This window comes from Pseudoalteromonas sp. A601 (genome assembly GCF_002165575.1).
Lineage (GTDB): Bacteria > Pseudomonadota > Gammaproteobacteria > Enterobacterales > Alteromonadaceae > Pseudoalteromonas.
Genome location: NZ_MXQF01000057.1, coordinates 1 through 14,664, shown reverse-complemented (window position 1 = coordinate 14,664; position 14,664 = coordinate 1). Strand labels below are relative to the sequence as shown.

Sequence of the window (14,664 nt, the reverse complement as noted above, 5' to 3'; positions counted from 1 at the left end):
GAGTTAGTTGAAGAAGACGATGAATTTGATTCAGACGACATTGACAGTCTTATTGATGAAGCGGCCGAGCCAGAACCTGCAGCAGAGCAGCCTGCGGAGTTAGTTGAAGAAGATGATGAATTTGATTTAGATGATATAGAAGAGCTTGCCGATGATCGTAACTCTGAGTTAGATGAAGCTCTTGCCGATTCGATTGAAGAGTTATCAGGTGCAGAAGACGATCTCAATATTGATGAAGTAGAAAACATTGCATCTTCACTTACAGACGAGCCAGAGCTAGAAGACGAGCCAGCGCTAGAAGATGATCCAGAGCTAAAAGACGAACCAGAGCTTGAAGCCGAGCCAACGCTTGAAGCTGAGCCAGAGCTAGAAGATGAACCGGAACTAGAAGACGAGCCAGAGTTTGAAGTTGAGCCGGAGCTTGAAGACGAGCCAGAACTAGAAGCTGAGCCGGAGCTAGAAGCTGAACCAGAACTTGAAGCTGAGCTAGAACTTGAAGATGAGCCTGAACTAGAAGATGAACCGGAACTAGAAGATGAACCGGAACTAGAAGACGAGCCAGAGTTTGAAGCTGAGCTGGAGCTTGAAGACGAGCCAGAGTTTGAAGCTGAACCAGAACTAGAAGCTGAGCCTGAATTAGATGAAGCGCCATCAGAAGTGGAGATGGATGAGGACGATTTATTAGATGAATATAACGATCCATCACTAAAAAGTGTTGATGAACTCCTAAATGAGCTTCAGCAAGAAGATGACTACGTACCAACGCCAGAGTGGTCTAATGTTGATGATCTCAATAAAGAGTTAAACGAAGCACTCGATGATGAAATCGAAGAAGTCGAAATTGATTTAGGTGATGACCCTCTTGCTGATGAAGAGGCCACCCCAGATCTTGAGCAAGAAAGTGAAGAGCTTGACAGTGAACTTGTTACACCCAGCGAAGAACTTGAAGAGTATCCAGAGCTGGAGTTAGATAGCGAAGAGCTAGTTGAAGAAGTAACCCAAGATACTGGCGAGTTACAAGTAAGCCAAGCCGAGCAAGATCTTGCCAGTGCGATGGCAGGTGGACAAGACTTAGATAGCTTAGAACACGATTTTGATGACGAGCAGCTAATTGAGGATGAGTTACTTGACGATGTATTGTTAGATAACCCAACAGATATAGCTGAAACAACAGAGCCTGAGCCAGCGCAAGCAGATACCTCTATTTCTGAAGATGCAATAAGTGAATCACAGCAAACAGAGCAGGATTCATCTGATCAGTTACAACAGGATGAGCAAGCAGATGTACAGCTAAGCCAAGCTGAACAAGACCTCGCTGATGCTATGTCAAACAATCAAGATTTTGACTCATTAGAGCAAGACTTTGATGACGAGCCATTAATGGGTGATGAGCTGCTTGCTGATGATCAAGACAATGTTGAAAATGAAGAGCAGATCCAGCATGAGCCAACATTTGATAGTCACGATGTTGACAATGATGAACTCAATGAAGAGTTACTAAGTGGCTCAAATAGCGGCGATGTAGCTAATGAGTTAGAAAGCACAATTGATGAAAGTAACTTATCTGATGATCAGCTCGATGATGATTTTATGGCTGATCTTACGCAAACAGATTTTGATGCATTACTCAGTGAACTTGCCGAGCCTGAGCCACTTAATTTAGATGATAGTGCAGAGTTTGACGTTGATTTTAATGCGCTGCTAAATGAAGACTTAGCAGAGCTTGATGAATTAACGGAAGATGTTGATGTGCCAGCTGCCCCACAGGCAGACCAAGTTACTGATGATGATTTTGTTGATATTGATGCTTTAATTGAACAAAGTGACGATGCAACAGCAGAGCATGAACCTTATGATGACGTGGATATGGATGTTGGCTTAGGTGAGTTTGATGCTTTATTAGCAGGCGATAACCCGACTGATGTTGATTTAGAAAGTGGTGGTTACTCAGCAAAACTCGACTTAGCCAGGGCATATATTGAAATTGACGATATGGACTCCGCACTTGATGCGATTGAGGATGTCATTGCCAATGGCCCTGAAGAAGTACAGCAAGAAGCGCAGAGCTTAAAAGCCAAATTGGTGTAAAAAATAACAGTTAGCAGCAAAGGGCATGAACGCGAGTTTATGCCCTTTTTGCTTTTATTAGCTTGCTATATAGCATAAAATGCCCCGTTCATTAGTACAGTAGGTAAAGCAGTAATTATGCGAGTAGCACTTGGAGTTGAATACAATGGCGCCCGATACAGTGGTTGGCAGCGTCAGTCACATGTTAATAGTGTACAACAAGAAGTAGAGACAGCGCTTTCGCGTATTTGTAATCATCCGGTTGAAATCGTGTGCGCGGGGCGTACTGATGCTGGCGTACATGGTACTGGTCAAGTGGTACACTTTGAAACAGACGCTGAGCGTGAAATGGTGGCCTTTACTATGGGTATGAACACCTTATTACCTAAAGATATTGCGATTCGCTTTGCCAAACCTGTCAGTGAAGATTTTCACGCCCGCTTTAGTGCGACCGCAAGACGTTACCGCTACGTAATCTACAATTATTCATACCGCGGTGCCATTATGAATGAGGGAGTTACGCACTTTCATCACCCTTTAGATGAAGTGAAAATGCAACAAGCTTGTCAGTATCTAATCGGTGAGCATGACTTTACTTCGTTCCGAGCATTACACTGCCAAGCTAATACAGCTAATCGTACTATTCATCATTTATCAGTGGAACGCCAGGGTGATTATGTGATCATTGATATTAAAGCCAATGCTTTTTTACATCATATGGTGCGTAATATTACTGGCTGTTTGATGGATATTGGCTTGCATAAGCATCAGCCTGTTTGGTTGAAAGAATTATTGGATTTAAAAGAGCGCGCAAAAGCCAGTGCCACGGCCAAAGCAGCGGGTTTGTATTTAGTTGACGTGGATTACCCTGCACAATTTGAAATACCATCAACCCCTTTAGGGCCGTTGTTTTTGGCAGATTCAGATAAATAAGTGTTTTAAGACGGTAAAAACTCGCAGTCATCTCACTACTAAGACCAGTTTTTTATACCGTCTGCGCGTAATTCATGTTTTAATTGAAAAAATTGTCTGCCTGTATATATGGGCAGGAAGCGACACAGAACAGCATTAAGAGAGTTGCAAATGAGTTGGTTAGAAAAAATCTTACCTAAAACGACAAAATCTTCAGGCCGTAAAGAGATCCCTGAAGGTGTTTGGGCTAAATGTACAGATTGTGATTCGATTTTATATAAAGCAGAATTAGAAAAATCATTAAATGTCTGCCCTAAGTGCGATCACCATATGCGTGTGAGTGGGCGTAAACGCCTAGAGCATTTCCTTGATGATGCAGATCGTCAAGAGCTTGGCATTGAACACGAGCCAAAAGATGTTTTAAAATTTAAAGATTCTAAAAAATATTCAGACCGTATTAGTGCAGCGCAAAAAGCCAGTGGTGAAAAAGACGCACTAGTTGCAATGAAAGGTCGCCTTAAGGGTATTCCAGTTGCCGCTGTTGCATTTGAGTTCTCATTTATGGGTGGCTCAATGGCGTCGGTTGTTGGCGCGCGTTTTGTTGATGCCGTTGACCAATGCTTAGAGCATAACATGCCGCTTATTTGTTTTTCTGCCTCAGGCGGTGCACGTATGCAAGAAGCGCTGATGTCGCTAATGCAAATGGCTAAAACCAGTGCTGCACTTGCTAAAATGAGCGAAAAAGGCTTGCCGTTTATCTCTGTTATGACCGACCCTACAATGGGTGGTGTATCAGCGTCATTAGCAATGTTAGGTGATATCAATGTTGCAGAGCCAAAAGCGTTAATTGGTTTTGCTGGGCCTCGCGTCATCGAACAAACAGTACGTGAAACCTTACCTGAAGGTTTCCAGCGCAGTGAATTCTTATTAGAGCACGGTGCAATCGACATGATTGTAGATCGTCGTGAGATGCGCGATACGCTAGCACGTGTACTGGCTAAATTTATGAACTTGCCTTCTACCGAACAAGAGCATAGAGTAGCGTAAATTTCAGCTTAACTGATTACACGCTATGACAAAAAGTATTCCTAGCCAATCATCAAGCCTTGATGATTGGCTTTGTTATTTAGAAAGTGTTCACCCTGCAAATATTGCTATGGGCCTCGAACGCGTAGCCGATGTTGCCAACAATATTGGTTTATTAGACACCCCAAGTAAAATTATTTTGATTGCTGGAACGAACGGTAAAGGCACCACTGCGCGTTGTTTAGAGTCATTATTATTGGCTCAAGGTTACAGCGTGGGCACGTATGCGTCTCCGCATTTAATTCATTACAATGAACGGGTGCGTATAAATGGTGCTGAGCTAGATGATCAATTCCATGTTGATGCTTTTGATTTGTTAGAGCAGGGCCGTGGTGAAACTCCATTAACATATTTTGAATTTGGTACTTTGGGTGCGCTGGCTATATTTAAACGCCATAGCGTGGATTACGTGCTGCTTGAAGTGGGTTTGGGTGGTCGGTTTGATGCAACCAACATTGTTACCCCGTATGCTAGTGTTATTACTACGATTGATTTAGACCATAAAGAATACCTCGGTGATACCCGCGAATTAGTTGGCTATGATAAAGCCGGTATTTTTAGAACGGCGACCCCAGCAATTATTGGTGATTTAAATATACCTCATACAGTAACCGACTACGGTACTGACATTGCGGCTAATATGTACCTATCTGGCCAAGATTTCATGTTTAATGAGCAAGCAGAAAGCTTCAGCTGGCAATTTAATGAGCTGAGCTATCAGTTCGAAAAACCGGGTATACCGTGTCAAAATGCAGCGACTGCATTGACAACTTTGGCGGTTCTTGATTTATTACCAACACAAGAGGTAATAAAAGATTGCCTCACAAACCTTGTGGTAGAAGGGCGTTTTCAACAGCTCAGTACTGCGCCTTTGGTGTATACGGATGTAGCCCATAACCCTGAATCGGCCCGTTACTTAACGCAAAAGTTAAAGCACTTGCGAGATCAAGGCTTTAAAGTTCATGCGTTAGTCGCTATGCTTGCAGATAAAGACAAAGTTGCTGTTTTGAGCGAAGTAAACGCTGTGGTTGATCAGTGGCACCTTGCTGGGCTTGACTGTTACCGTGGTGATACAGTAAAAAATCTAGCAAAAGCAATGGACAATGTGTGCACTGATGCACCGCAAACTCAGCATCAAAGTGTTGAGCAGGCGTTAAATAGTGTGTTGCCAAGTATTGATGAGCAATCAGTGTTAATTATTTTTGGCTCATTCTTTACGGTTGCAGCAGCAATTCAATATTGGAAAAAATAGAGAGAAATACGGTGAACTCAGGCTTTATAAATCGTTTAGTCGGCACAAGCATTGTAGTAATTGCAGCTATTATATTTATTCCAAATATTTTGGATGGCGAGAAAGTACATTATAAAGAAGGCTTCAAAGCCATCCCTGAACGTCCTGAGTTCAAAACTATTGATTTACAAGAAGCCATCGATGACAGTGTAGCGCATGTTGAACAAACCGATACACAAGCCATTGAAGATATTTCCAGTGATGACGCACTACTTGAAGAGAAAACTGAAACGGGTGACGCAGTAGCTGAATTTGCCGATGAGCAAAAAGTGGTTACAGTGTCAGCCCCAAGCAATGAATCAACAGCACAAGTTGTTCCTAAAGTTGTTAAACCTCAGCCTGAGCCTACTCGTAAGCCAGAAGAGAACCTCACTAAAATGGCTTATGTGATTCAATTAGGCAGTTTTTCTCATGCGGCTAATGTTAAATCTCTGCAAGCTAAACTCACGGCAAAAGGTTTTAAAACCTTTACTCGCCCTGTTAAGACGCCAAACGGTACTTTAACCAAAGTTTTTGTAGGTCCATCGCTGGATAAAGCGCAACTTCAAAGCAAACTACCTGAATTAAAACAACTTACAAAATTAAACGGTAAGGTTACGCAATTCGAAGTAACAAAATGATCTGGCATTTAGCGTCATCCTCTTATAGAATGCGCCCCAAATTAACGACTAGTTGGTTATTATGATCTGGGTTGATTACGCCATACTTGGCATTATTGCACTGTCTACTATCATAGGTTTAATTCGTGGCTTTATAAAAGAAGCAATGTCTTTAGCTGTATGGGCTGGTGCATTCATCATCTCTAGTTTGTTTTATCAATATTTAGCCTCCTTCCTAACCAGTATTTCTGAACCCCTTTTAAGAAATGCAGCGGCCATAGCCATATTATTCTTTGCGACGCTATTGTTAGGCGGAATGTTAAACTACCTCTTAGGTGAACTTGTACAACGTACAGGCTTATCTGGCACCGACCGTGTTTTTGGCATTGTCTTTGGTGCACTGCGTGGCGTGTTGGTCGTGAGCGCGTTACTCTTCTTTCTTGATGCTTTTACTGGTGCGCCAAATACGCATTGGTGGGGTAATTCTATTTTGATCCCAGAATTTGGCTTTGTTGTTGAGTGGTTTTTTTCATACCTCGAAAACAATTCAAGCTTTTTAAATTCGGTCAACCGTTAATCACCGAGGAAAAATTGCATGTGCGGTATCGTTGGAATAGTCGGAACATCTCCTGTAAATCAGGCGATATATGATGGCTTAACTGTTTTGCAACACCGTGGTCAAGATGCTGCGGGCATCATTACCATTGAAAACAACACCTTTAGTTTACGTAAAGCAAATGGCTTAGTGAAAGATGTTTTTCACACTCGCCATATGAAACGCTTACAAGGTACTATTGGTATTGGCCACGTACGCTACCCGACTGCTGGTTCGTCTAGCTCGTCAGAAGCACAACCTTTTTATGTTAACTCACCGTTTGGTATTGCGCTTGCGCATAATGGTAACTTAACTAATGCAGAGCAGCTTAAAGAGCAGCTATTCTCTGAAGCTCGCCGTCACGTTAATACCACTTCAGATTCTGAAATCTTACTTAACATCATGGCTCATGAACTAAGTAAAGCAGACAAGTTAAAACTTGATCCTGAAGATATTTTTACTGCGGTTACTGAAGTTATCAACAAAGTGCAGGGCGGCTATGCTGCTATTGCGATGGTTATTGGCCATGGTGTACTGGCATTTCGTGACCCTAATGGCATTCGTCCATTGGTATTTGGTAAGCGTGAATCTGCAAGCGGTACAGAATACATGTTCGCTTCAGAAAGTGTGGCACTAAAAACTGATGGTTTTGAGTTTGTACGAGATGTAGCACCAGGTGAAGCAATTTACGTGACTGAAGCCGGAGAGTTTTATTCTCAAGCTTGTGCTGAAAAAGCGTCTTATTCACCGTGTATCTTTGAGTTTGTTTATTTTGCGCGTCCAGATTCAAACATAGACCGTATGTCGGTATATGCAACACGCGTAAACATGGGCACTAAGTTAGGTGAAAAAATAGCGCGTGACTGGGCTGATAAAGACATTGACGTGGTTATCCCTATCCCTGAAACATCATGTGATGTTGCTCTTGAGATTGCCCGTGTTCTTGACTTACCTTATCGCCAGGGCTTTGTTAAAAACCGCTACATTGGCCGTACGTTTATCATGCCTGGCCAAGAAATGCGTAAAAAGTCAGTGCGTCAAAAACTTAATGCTATTGATCGCGAGTTCAAAGGTAAGAATGTGTTGTTGGTCGATGACTCAATTGTACGTGGGACTACTTCAGCACAAATCGTAGAAATGGCCCGTGAGTCAGGCGCTAAGAATGTTTACTTTGCGTCAGCTGCGCCAGAAATTCGCTTCCCGAATGTGTATGGTATTGATATGCCATCAGCTGCTGAGCTAATTGCTCATGGCCGTGAAGTTGAAGACATCAACGCAAGTATTGGCGCTGATGGCTTAATTTTCCAATCTTTAGATGATTTGATAGCTGCAGTTCGCCAAGAAAATCCAGAGATAAGCCGTTTTGAAACCTCTGTATTTGATGGTCAATACATTACTGGTGGCATCGATCAAGATTACCTAAATCGTATTGATAGATTACGTAATGACTCAGCTAAGACTACCCGTGAAAGCGCGATGTCTTCTGGTTTAGAGTTACATAATCAAGAAGAAAACGGCTCAGACTAATACGTTTGGTTAGCCTGTTTAGAAATAAAAAAAGGAGCTAAGTTTAGCTCCTTTTTTGTAAAGGAAAGGAAATAACGAACACTCTATATACTATTATATTTATACCGCTTTTTACTTCTTACTACTGCCGAACATCACTCTATCAACATCTACACTATGTAAAGGTTGGATCAACAATTCCATTAGTCCAAAGCATTGCTGTAACAGCCAAAATAATGACCAGCAATATAAGCCCGCATGTCACCACTGAGCTTGCATAAATAAAGCCACGCTCTTGGGGGATATGCATTAAAATTGGTACGCCGGTGTAAAGTAAATACACCGAATAAGCCAATGCAACCATGCCAATACATACAACAAACCAAAGCTCGGGTAAAAACGCTGCCAACGCTGACATAAACACAGGTGTAGATGTATAGGCTGCAAGCTCTAAGGTTTGCGTAAAGGTAGGCTCTGCACCAAATGTTACCGCCATCCAGTGTGCCAAATAAGCCAGTGCGAACACACCCACAATTAAGGCTGCATACATGGCAACTGCAATTAACATAGCACTATCGTGAGTTAAGAATACTGGGTTACCTGTGCCAATGCTCCAACCTAAATAGACTGAAGAATAATAACCCATAGCTGATGGAAATAACGCAATCAGTAATATATGCGATAAGCTATAGGTTAAGCTCTCATGACGGTTGTCTATGGTTTGCCACTCTTCGAGTGGGTGGGCATAGATGCCCCATAAGTGGTTTAATATCATTGTTTGCCCCTTAAAAAAGTTGTCTGCTGTTTTATTTTTATACAGCTTGTATTAAGTTATGGTTCAGTTGTTGGGGCTTGTCAAGGAACAGCGATTCAGCGAGTGCTATTAGACCTTAGTTGAAAGGTGGCTTTATCTTATTCTCTGGTTATTTTCGTGGTAAAATACTTGCAATAAAACTATTTATATAAGCAGTTCAAACCGTGCCTTACAGCGAACTTTTACAACCAATCAATAATTTTCTTCAGTGCGAAACCCCACAAGCTTGGATAGATGAAGCAGTAAAACCAGAGAACTTAAATGTTTTACTGATTGATCACCTGATATGTGAGCTTAAGGCTGCGCAGTCTGCTATGTTCTTAATTCGCAAGTACGCGGTTGATAAACAAAGTAGCGATGCACTGCTAGAGTGGCTCAAGCCATTTGAAACACTCATCTATAAGCGTGAAGGTAATTGGCAAGATTTAGCGGCTAAGAATAAGTTGAATAAATCGGTGATCCCAAAATCGGATTCACCCTATGGGCAAGACTTGGTTGATAAGATGGTGATGTTGATAAAAGAAGAGCTGCACCATTTTTATCAAGTGCTCGAGATTATGGATGAATACGGTGTTGAATACCAAAGTATTACGCCATGTCGTTATGCAAAGGGCATGCTCCGGCATGTTAAAACCTATGAGCCTGATGCATTAGTCGATAAGCTTATAGTGGGCGCTTACATTGAGGCGCGCTCGTGTGAACGCTTTGCCAAACTGGCCCCGTATTTAGATAAGCGTTTAGGTGATTTTTATATTTCATTACTACGCTCTGAAGCCCGTCATTATCAAGACTACTTAACACTCGCACAAGAAATCGCGGATTTTGATATCACAGAGCGCGTTGAATTTTTTGCTGAAAAAGAGCGAGAGTTGATTATAACTTCTGATACTGACTTTAAGTTCCACTCAGGTGTGCCGAATTTATAAGTGCGCTATGCTCGACTCTAATATAATAAAAATTATAAGGATATTTAATGAAGAAGTTAATTGGGTTTTTATCACTCTTTAGTGTATCTGTTTGGGCTAATGAAGGAGGGGTTCCTGCCTTTTTTAATTCAGAATCAAATAAAGAATACCTTGCGCTCATAGAGCATTTTGTTGATGTGTTGCCAAAAATGGCAATCCTGAATTTTTAAGTGTATTAGCGTCCCCTTATGGTTTATTAGATGTACAGGCAACGAAGTTTAGTGATGATTTAGATAAGAATAGTTTCTCTAATTTTAATATGGGTGTTATGGGCTCTGCTATTTTTGATGCAAAGCAAAGCTATACGACAGATTTACCGAACCGTGTTTTGTGTCATCAAAACAGCTGCAGAAAACCGAGGTTAGCATATGCGCGAGAACTTATTATTCATATCAATACCATAGAAGCGTTTTTTACTGAAAATCCAACGATAAATTTAGTGAGCGTTTTAGACCAGTATGTTTATCGTGTTAATAATGCCTTTTATACGCCAGACAGTGTAATTGATTATAAACCGTCGGCTGAAGCTGGCTTTGTGCCGTCGGCTGATTTTAAGCAGTATTTTAGTGCCATTGAACGAACCCCCTATTATAAAATTGAAGAGCAAACATTGGCTATTCGACAGCTTATGCTTAAAACAGGGATGAGTGTGATACACCGCAGCGAGGATTCATTGTTACGTATAATCGTGTCGGGTATTAGTAATAACCAATGGGGAGTGGCTTACAGTGCTAATAGTCGTTATGTGCCAGTGATCGGTGAACGAAATTTACAAGGCTTTGAATACGATGATGTTGTAAAATTAGCCGATAATACTTTTTACTATCAGACTAATTGATATTATTCATTTTCTTCAAATGGCTCGTTAATTAGTGTTTGTTGTTTTTCGGTTACAACAAGGTAGGAGCCTTGGCTGTACCAGTCACCTAAAACTGTGCGAGTCAATTGTGTACCAGCCACATTATAGTGGTGTACGTCAGGGCGGTGAGTATGGCCGTGTATCATATTAGTGACTTGGTGTTTAGCAAAAACATCAAGTACGGCGTCTTCGGTCACGTCGAGAATGTCTAAGGATTTACCAGCTTGGTTTTGTTTTGACTTTTCGCGGGCTTTTGTTGCTACGCCTCTGCGATACCACAGAGGGAGTGCCAACATTAAACGCGGCCACCACCAACCACGACCTTTTTTACGAAATTTTTGATACTCAATATCTTGAGTACACATTTCATCGCCATGCAAAATGACAGTAGGTGTGCCGTATAAATCAATCACGGTTTGCTCATCGAGTAGGGTCATACCGGCTTTTTTGGCGTAGCCATTTCGCATGATAAAGTCACGGTTACCATGAATAAAAAACACTGGCGTACCGTTGTCGCTTACTTGTTTAAGGCGTGCAGCGACTTCACTGGATAATGGCGTGACATAATCGTCGCCTACCCATACTTCAAAAAAATCACCTAAGATATATAAAGCATCGACACCTTTATTAATAATGTGGCTATCTAAAAACTGGTAAAACGCAGCACTTATATCAGGGCGGCTTTCAGTGAGGTGAAGATCGGCTATAAAATAGGTTTGGCGCATGATGACTCAAGAGTTAGTACAGAGAAAGAAAAAGCGGATGATTTCATCCGCTTTTAGCTGAAAAGCTAACTTAGTTTACCGTTACGCTTTTGATAATAACATCATCAAGTGGTACATCTTGATGAAAGCCTGAGCTACCTGTAGCAACGGCTTTGATTTTCTCAACCACATCCATGCCTTCAACAACTTCAGCAAATACGCAGTAACCCCAACCTTGTGAAGTTTCGCTGCTAAAGTTTAAGAAGTCATTGTCGTTCACGTTAATGAAAAACTGGGCTGTCGCTGAATGTGGATCCGGTGTACGTGCCATAGCCAATGTGCCTTTTTTATTTGAAAGGCCATTGTTTGCTTCGTTTTGAATAGGATCATGTACTTCTTTTTGTGTCATACCAGGCTCAAAACCACCACCTTGAACCATAAAGCCATCAATTACGCGGTGGAAGATTGTACCGTCGTAAAAGCCTGCATTTGCATACTGTAAAAAGTTTTTAACAGTGTTTGGTGCTTCGGTTTTGTGCATGTTAATGGTGATATCACCAAAGTTTGTATGTAGAACAACCATGAGGTTTCCTATTAGCTGATTTATTTGGCGCTATTTTATCTTAGTTAGCTAAGATTAACAAAGTGCTTATTGATTTGATAAAGCGCTAGAGCAGGGGCTTTGCAAGTGGTAACATAGTCAATCAAGTAAATAGTCAAGGACTTAAAATAAATGGTAAATATATACAACACACTCACGCGTCAAAAAGAGCAGTTTAAACCTATGGTCGAAGGAAAAATCGACATGTATGTGTGTGGTATCACCATTTATGATTACTGTCACATTGGTCATGCTCGTACATTTGTTGGTTTTGACGTGATTGTACGTTATCTTCGCCACCTTGGTTATGATTTAAAATATGTGCGTAATATCACCGATGTAGATGATAAAATTATCAAGCGAGCCAATGAAAACGGCGAAGCTATTAATGACTTAACCACCCGTATGACTGTCGCTATGCATGAAGATTTTGATAGCTTAAACATGTTGCGCCCAGATATTGAACCGAAAGTCACGGGGCACATGGATGAGATCATCGAAATGGTCGAGCGTTTGATTACAAAAGGCCATGCCTATGTTGCTGCAGATGGCGATGTACTGTTTGACGTATCTACATTTGAGCAATATGGCGCGTTATCGCAACAAGATTTAACTATGCTGCAAGCAGGTTCGCGTGTTGAAGTTGCGCAAGATAAAGACGATCCACTTGATTTTGTATTGTGGAAGAAAGCCAAAGCAGGTGAGCCATCGTGGTCTTCACCTTGGGGCGAAGGCCGTCCTGGTTGGCACATTGAATGTTCAGCAATGAGCTCAAAGCATTTAGGCGAGCATTTTGATATTCACGGTGGCGGCTCAGACTTACAATTTCCACACCATGAGAATGAAATCGCGCAATCATGCTGTGCAAATAATGGTAAATACGTGAATACGTGGATCCACACCGGAATGGTGCAGGTAAATAAAGAAAAGATGTCTAAATCATTAGATAACTTTTTTACTGTACGCGATGTACTTAAAGAGTATGACGCTGAGTCGGTACGTTACTTTTTGATTTCAGGTCATTACCGTAGCCAGCTAAATTACTCGCAAGAGAATTTAGATCAAGCCCGTTCTTCACTTGAACGTATTTATACTGCACTTCGTGGTGTTAAGCCTATCGTATGTGAGCTTGAGGGCAACGAGTATATCGCTAAGTTCAGAAAAGCCATGAACGATGACTTTAATACCCCTGAAGCATTACCTGTGTTATTTGAACTTGCTAAAGAGCTTAACCGTGTTAAAGACTCAGATGCAACACAAGCAGGCAAACTGGCTTATATTTTACGCAGCATTGGTGAAGTACTTGGAGTCGCACAACAAGCTCCTGAAGCGTTTTTACAAGGTGGACAAGCGGATGATGAAGTGGCTCAGATAGAAGCGTTAATTGTTAAGCGTAACGACGCCCGTGTTAATAAAGATTGGGCTGCTGCTGATGAGGCTCGCGATGCACTTAACGCATTGGGTGTGGTGCTTGAAGATTCAGCGGGTAAAACGACTTGGCGCAAAGCGTAAATTAAATTTACCCGTCAATGTAAAAGGTTGCCACATTGGCAACCTTTTTTGTTTTTGTATATTGACCTCAACTTAACTTTAGGTTTTACCTTTACAGCTCTTATTTTTACAAAGGAAAGAAATGAATATTCTTCTTGCCATGATCCCTGCTTTTTTATGGGGCACCACGTATGCGGTGACTAAGTATGCAACACCTGATTGGCCGCCGATTTTACTTGGTGCAATACGAGCATTACCAGCTGGTTTACTATTACTATTGATCAAACCGACTTGGCCACAGTTAAGACAGTGGCGAGGCTTAATTGTATTAGCATTAGTTAATATCGCTTTATTCTTTAGCTTTATTTTTGTTATGGCGATCAACTTGCCAGCTGCAATTGCTGGCGTGGGTATGGTTTCAGTGCCTGTGGTGGCTTTGTTGTATGCTTGGTTGTTGAAAGGGCAGCGACCCGCGCTATTACAGTCGGTTTGTGCGTTAGCGCTAGTATATTTAGCATGGCGGTTGTTCGATCCACAACATGTTGCACTTAACTTACTCGGGGTTATTGCATTGATAGGAGCATTATTAACAATAGTGATTGGCAGTACTTTGGTACAAAAGATCACCACGCATATTCATTGGTGGACGGTGCTGACTTGGCAATTGATTTTAGGTGGTTCAGTGCTTGCGATTGCGGCATCAGTGCAAGCATCTTATATTGAGCCACAGGCTTATCAGGTTCTCACACAGGCATTTACCCCAAACCAATGGTTTGTACTATTTTGGTTAGTTGTGCCCAATACGGCGCTTGCTTATGCGTTATATGTTTGGCTTCTTGGGCGGATGAGTGTGGTTGAATTTACCTTTGGCACGATTGCTAATCCAATTGCAGGTATTATTTGCGCCGTTGTTTTATTAAATGAGCAATATCAGGTGTGGCAATATATGCTGATGACATTAATGATTTTGTTTTCTGTTTTGCCTCAATTAATAAAATTGATGCGACCTGCTCAATTAGCTAAATAACCTAAACTCTGGTTAAGAGATGTACTAATGTATTGATATTAAATCACAAATATATTTATTATCCAGAGTTCAGGTCAAATAGTTTGGTTTAACTTAAAAATAAAAGGGCTGCTAGTTAGTAATGCCAGTCAGTTAAGCTGACTGGCG

15 protein-coding genes are annotated in these 14,664 nt (G+C 41.5%); 12 read left to right on the top strand and 3 right to left on the bottom strand.

What is annotated here, in order from left to right; genetic code table 11:
• The 7 genes from B5G52_RS21285 to purF form a co-directional block, all read left to right on the top strand.
• Positions 1 to 2,088 (top strand): FimV/HubP family polar landmark protein (locus B5G52_RS21285; RefSeq protein ID WP_303394031.1); only part of this gene is annotated, 2,088 nt, incomplete at its 5' end.
• Between the two features lie 117 nt (positions 2,089 to 2,205).
• Complete coding sequence (gene truA, locus B5G52_RS21280) at positions 2,206 to 3,000, top strand: tRNA pseudouridine(38-40) synthase TruA (protein ID WP_087534644.1); 795 nt, start codon at positions 2,206 to 2,208, stop codon at positions 2,998 to 3,000.
• Positions 3,001 to 3,150: 150 nt separating this feature from the next.
• A complete protein-coding gene (gene accD / locus B5G52_RS21275) occupies positions 3,151 to 4,026 on the top strand; it encodes an acetyl-CoA carboxylase, carboxyltransferase subunit beta (protein ID WP_087534643.1) in 876 nt (291 codons plus the stop codon).
• Positions 4,027 to 4,051: 25 nt separating this feature from the next.
• A complete protein-coding gene (folC, locus tag B5G52_RS21270) occupies positions 4,052 to 5,317 on the top strand; it encodes a bifunctional tetrahydrofolate synthase/dihydrofolate synthase (RefSeq protein WP_087534642.1) in 1,266 nt (421 codons plus the stop codon).
• An 11-nt stretch (positions 5,318 to 5,328) separates the two neighbouring features.
• Positions 5,329 to 5,976, top strand: a complete 648-nt coding sequence (locus tag B5G52_RS21265) for an SPOR domain-containing protein (protein ID WP_087534645.1) — start codon at positions 5,329 to 5,331, stop codon at positions 5,974 to 5,976.
• A gap of 61 nt (positions 5,977 to 6,037) precedes the next feature.
• Positions 6,038 to 6,532: a CvpA family protein gene (locus B5G52_RS21260; protein ID WP_058561253.1), complete on the top strand. Its 495-nt coding sequence runs from the start codon at positions 6,038 to 6,040 to the stop codon at positions 6,530 to 6,532.
• 18 nt (positions 6,533 to 6,550) lie between these two features.
• A complete protein-coding gene (gene purF / locus B5G52_RS21255) occupies positions 6,551 to 8,077 on the top strand; it encodes an amidophosphoribosyltransferase (RefSeq protein WP_087534641.1) in 1,527 nt (508 codons plus the stop codon).
• A gap of 154 nt (positions 8,078 to 8,231) precedes the next feature.
• Here the strand turns inward: purF and B5G52_RS21250 are convergent, their stop codons facing one another.
• The gene (locus B5G52_RS21250) at positions 8,232 to 8,831 is read right to left on the bottom strand and encodes a Yip1 family protein (RefSeq protein ID WP_087534640.1); all 600 of its coding nucleotides are present in this window, start codon (positions 8,829 to 8,831) and stop codon (positions 8,232 to 8,234) included.
• Positions 8,832 to 9,034: 203 nt separating this feature from the next.
• On the opposite strand from B5G52_RS21250, the gene miaE reads away from it, so the two are divergent.
• The 3 genes from miaE (at position 9,035) to B5G52_RS21240 (ending at position 10,673) form a co-directional block, all read left to right on the top strand.
• The gene (gene miaE, locus B5G52_RS21245; protein WP_087534639.1) at positions 9,035 to 9,796 is read left to right on the top strand and encodes a tRNA isopentenyl-2-thiomethyl-A-37 hydroxylase MiaE; all 762 of its coding nucleotides are present in this window, start codon (positions 9,035 to 9,037) and stop codon (positions 9,794 to 9,796) included.
• A 47-nt stretch (positions 9,797 to 9,843) separates the two neighbouring features.
• Positions 9,844 to 10,005 (top strand): hypothetical protein, encoded by a 162-nt coding sequence (locus tag B5G52_RS22130; protein WP_176372604.1) that lies wholly within the window; start codon positions 9,844 to 9,846, stop codon positions 10,003 to 10,005.
• A gap of 98 nt (positions 10,006 to 10,103) precedes the next feature.
• A complete protein-coding gene (locus B5G52_RS21240; protein WP_140394362.1) occupies positions 10,104 to 10,673 on the top strand; it encodes a hypothetical protein in 570 nt (189 codons plus the stop codon).
• A gap of 2 nt (positions 10,674 to 10,675) precedes the next feature.
• On the opposite strand, the gene B5G52_RS21235 is transcribed toward B5G52_RS21240, so the two are convergent.
• Both B5G52_RS21235 and ppiB read right to left on the bottom strand, forming a co-directional pair.
• On the bottom strand, positions 10,676 to 11,422 hold the full coding sequence (locus B5G52_RS21235) for a UDP-2,3-diacylglucosamine diphosphatase (protein ID WP_087534637.1): 747 nt from the start codon (positions 11,420 to 11,422) through the stop codon (positions 10,676 to 10,678).
• Between the two features lie 67 nt (positions 11,423 to 11,489).
• Positions 11,490 to 11,981: a peptidylprolyl isomerase B gene (gene ppiB, locus B5G52_RS21230; RefSeq protein ID WP_087534636.1), complete on the bottom strand. Its 492-nt coding sequence runs from the start codon at positions 11,979 to 11,981 to the stop codon at positions 11,490 to 11,492.
• A gap of 150 nt (positions 11,982 to 12,131) precedes the next feature.
• On the opposite strand from ppiB, the gene cysS reads away from it, so the two are divergent.
• On the top strand, positions 12,132 to 13,511 hold the full coding sequence (cysS, locus tag B5G52_RS21225; protein WP_087534635.1) for a cysteine--tRNA ligase: 1,380 nt from the start codon (positions 12,132 to 12,134) through the stop codon (positions 13,509 to 13,511).
• A gap of 121 nt (positions 13,512 to 13,632) precedes the next feature.
• A complete protein-coding gene (locus B5G52_RS21220; RefSeq protein ID WP_087534634.1) occupies positions 13,633 to 14,517 on the top strand; it encodes a DMT family transporter in 885 nt (294 codons plus the stop codon).
• Positions 14,518 to 14,664 lie beyond the last annotated feature (147 nt).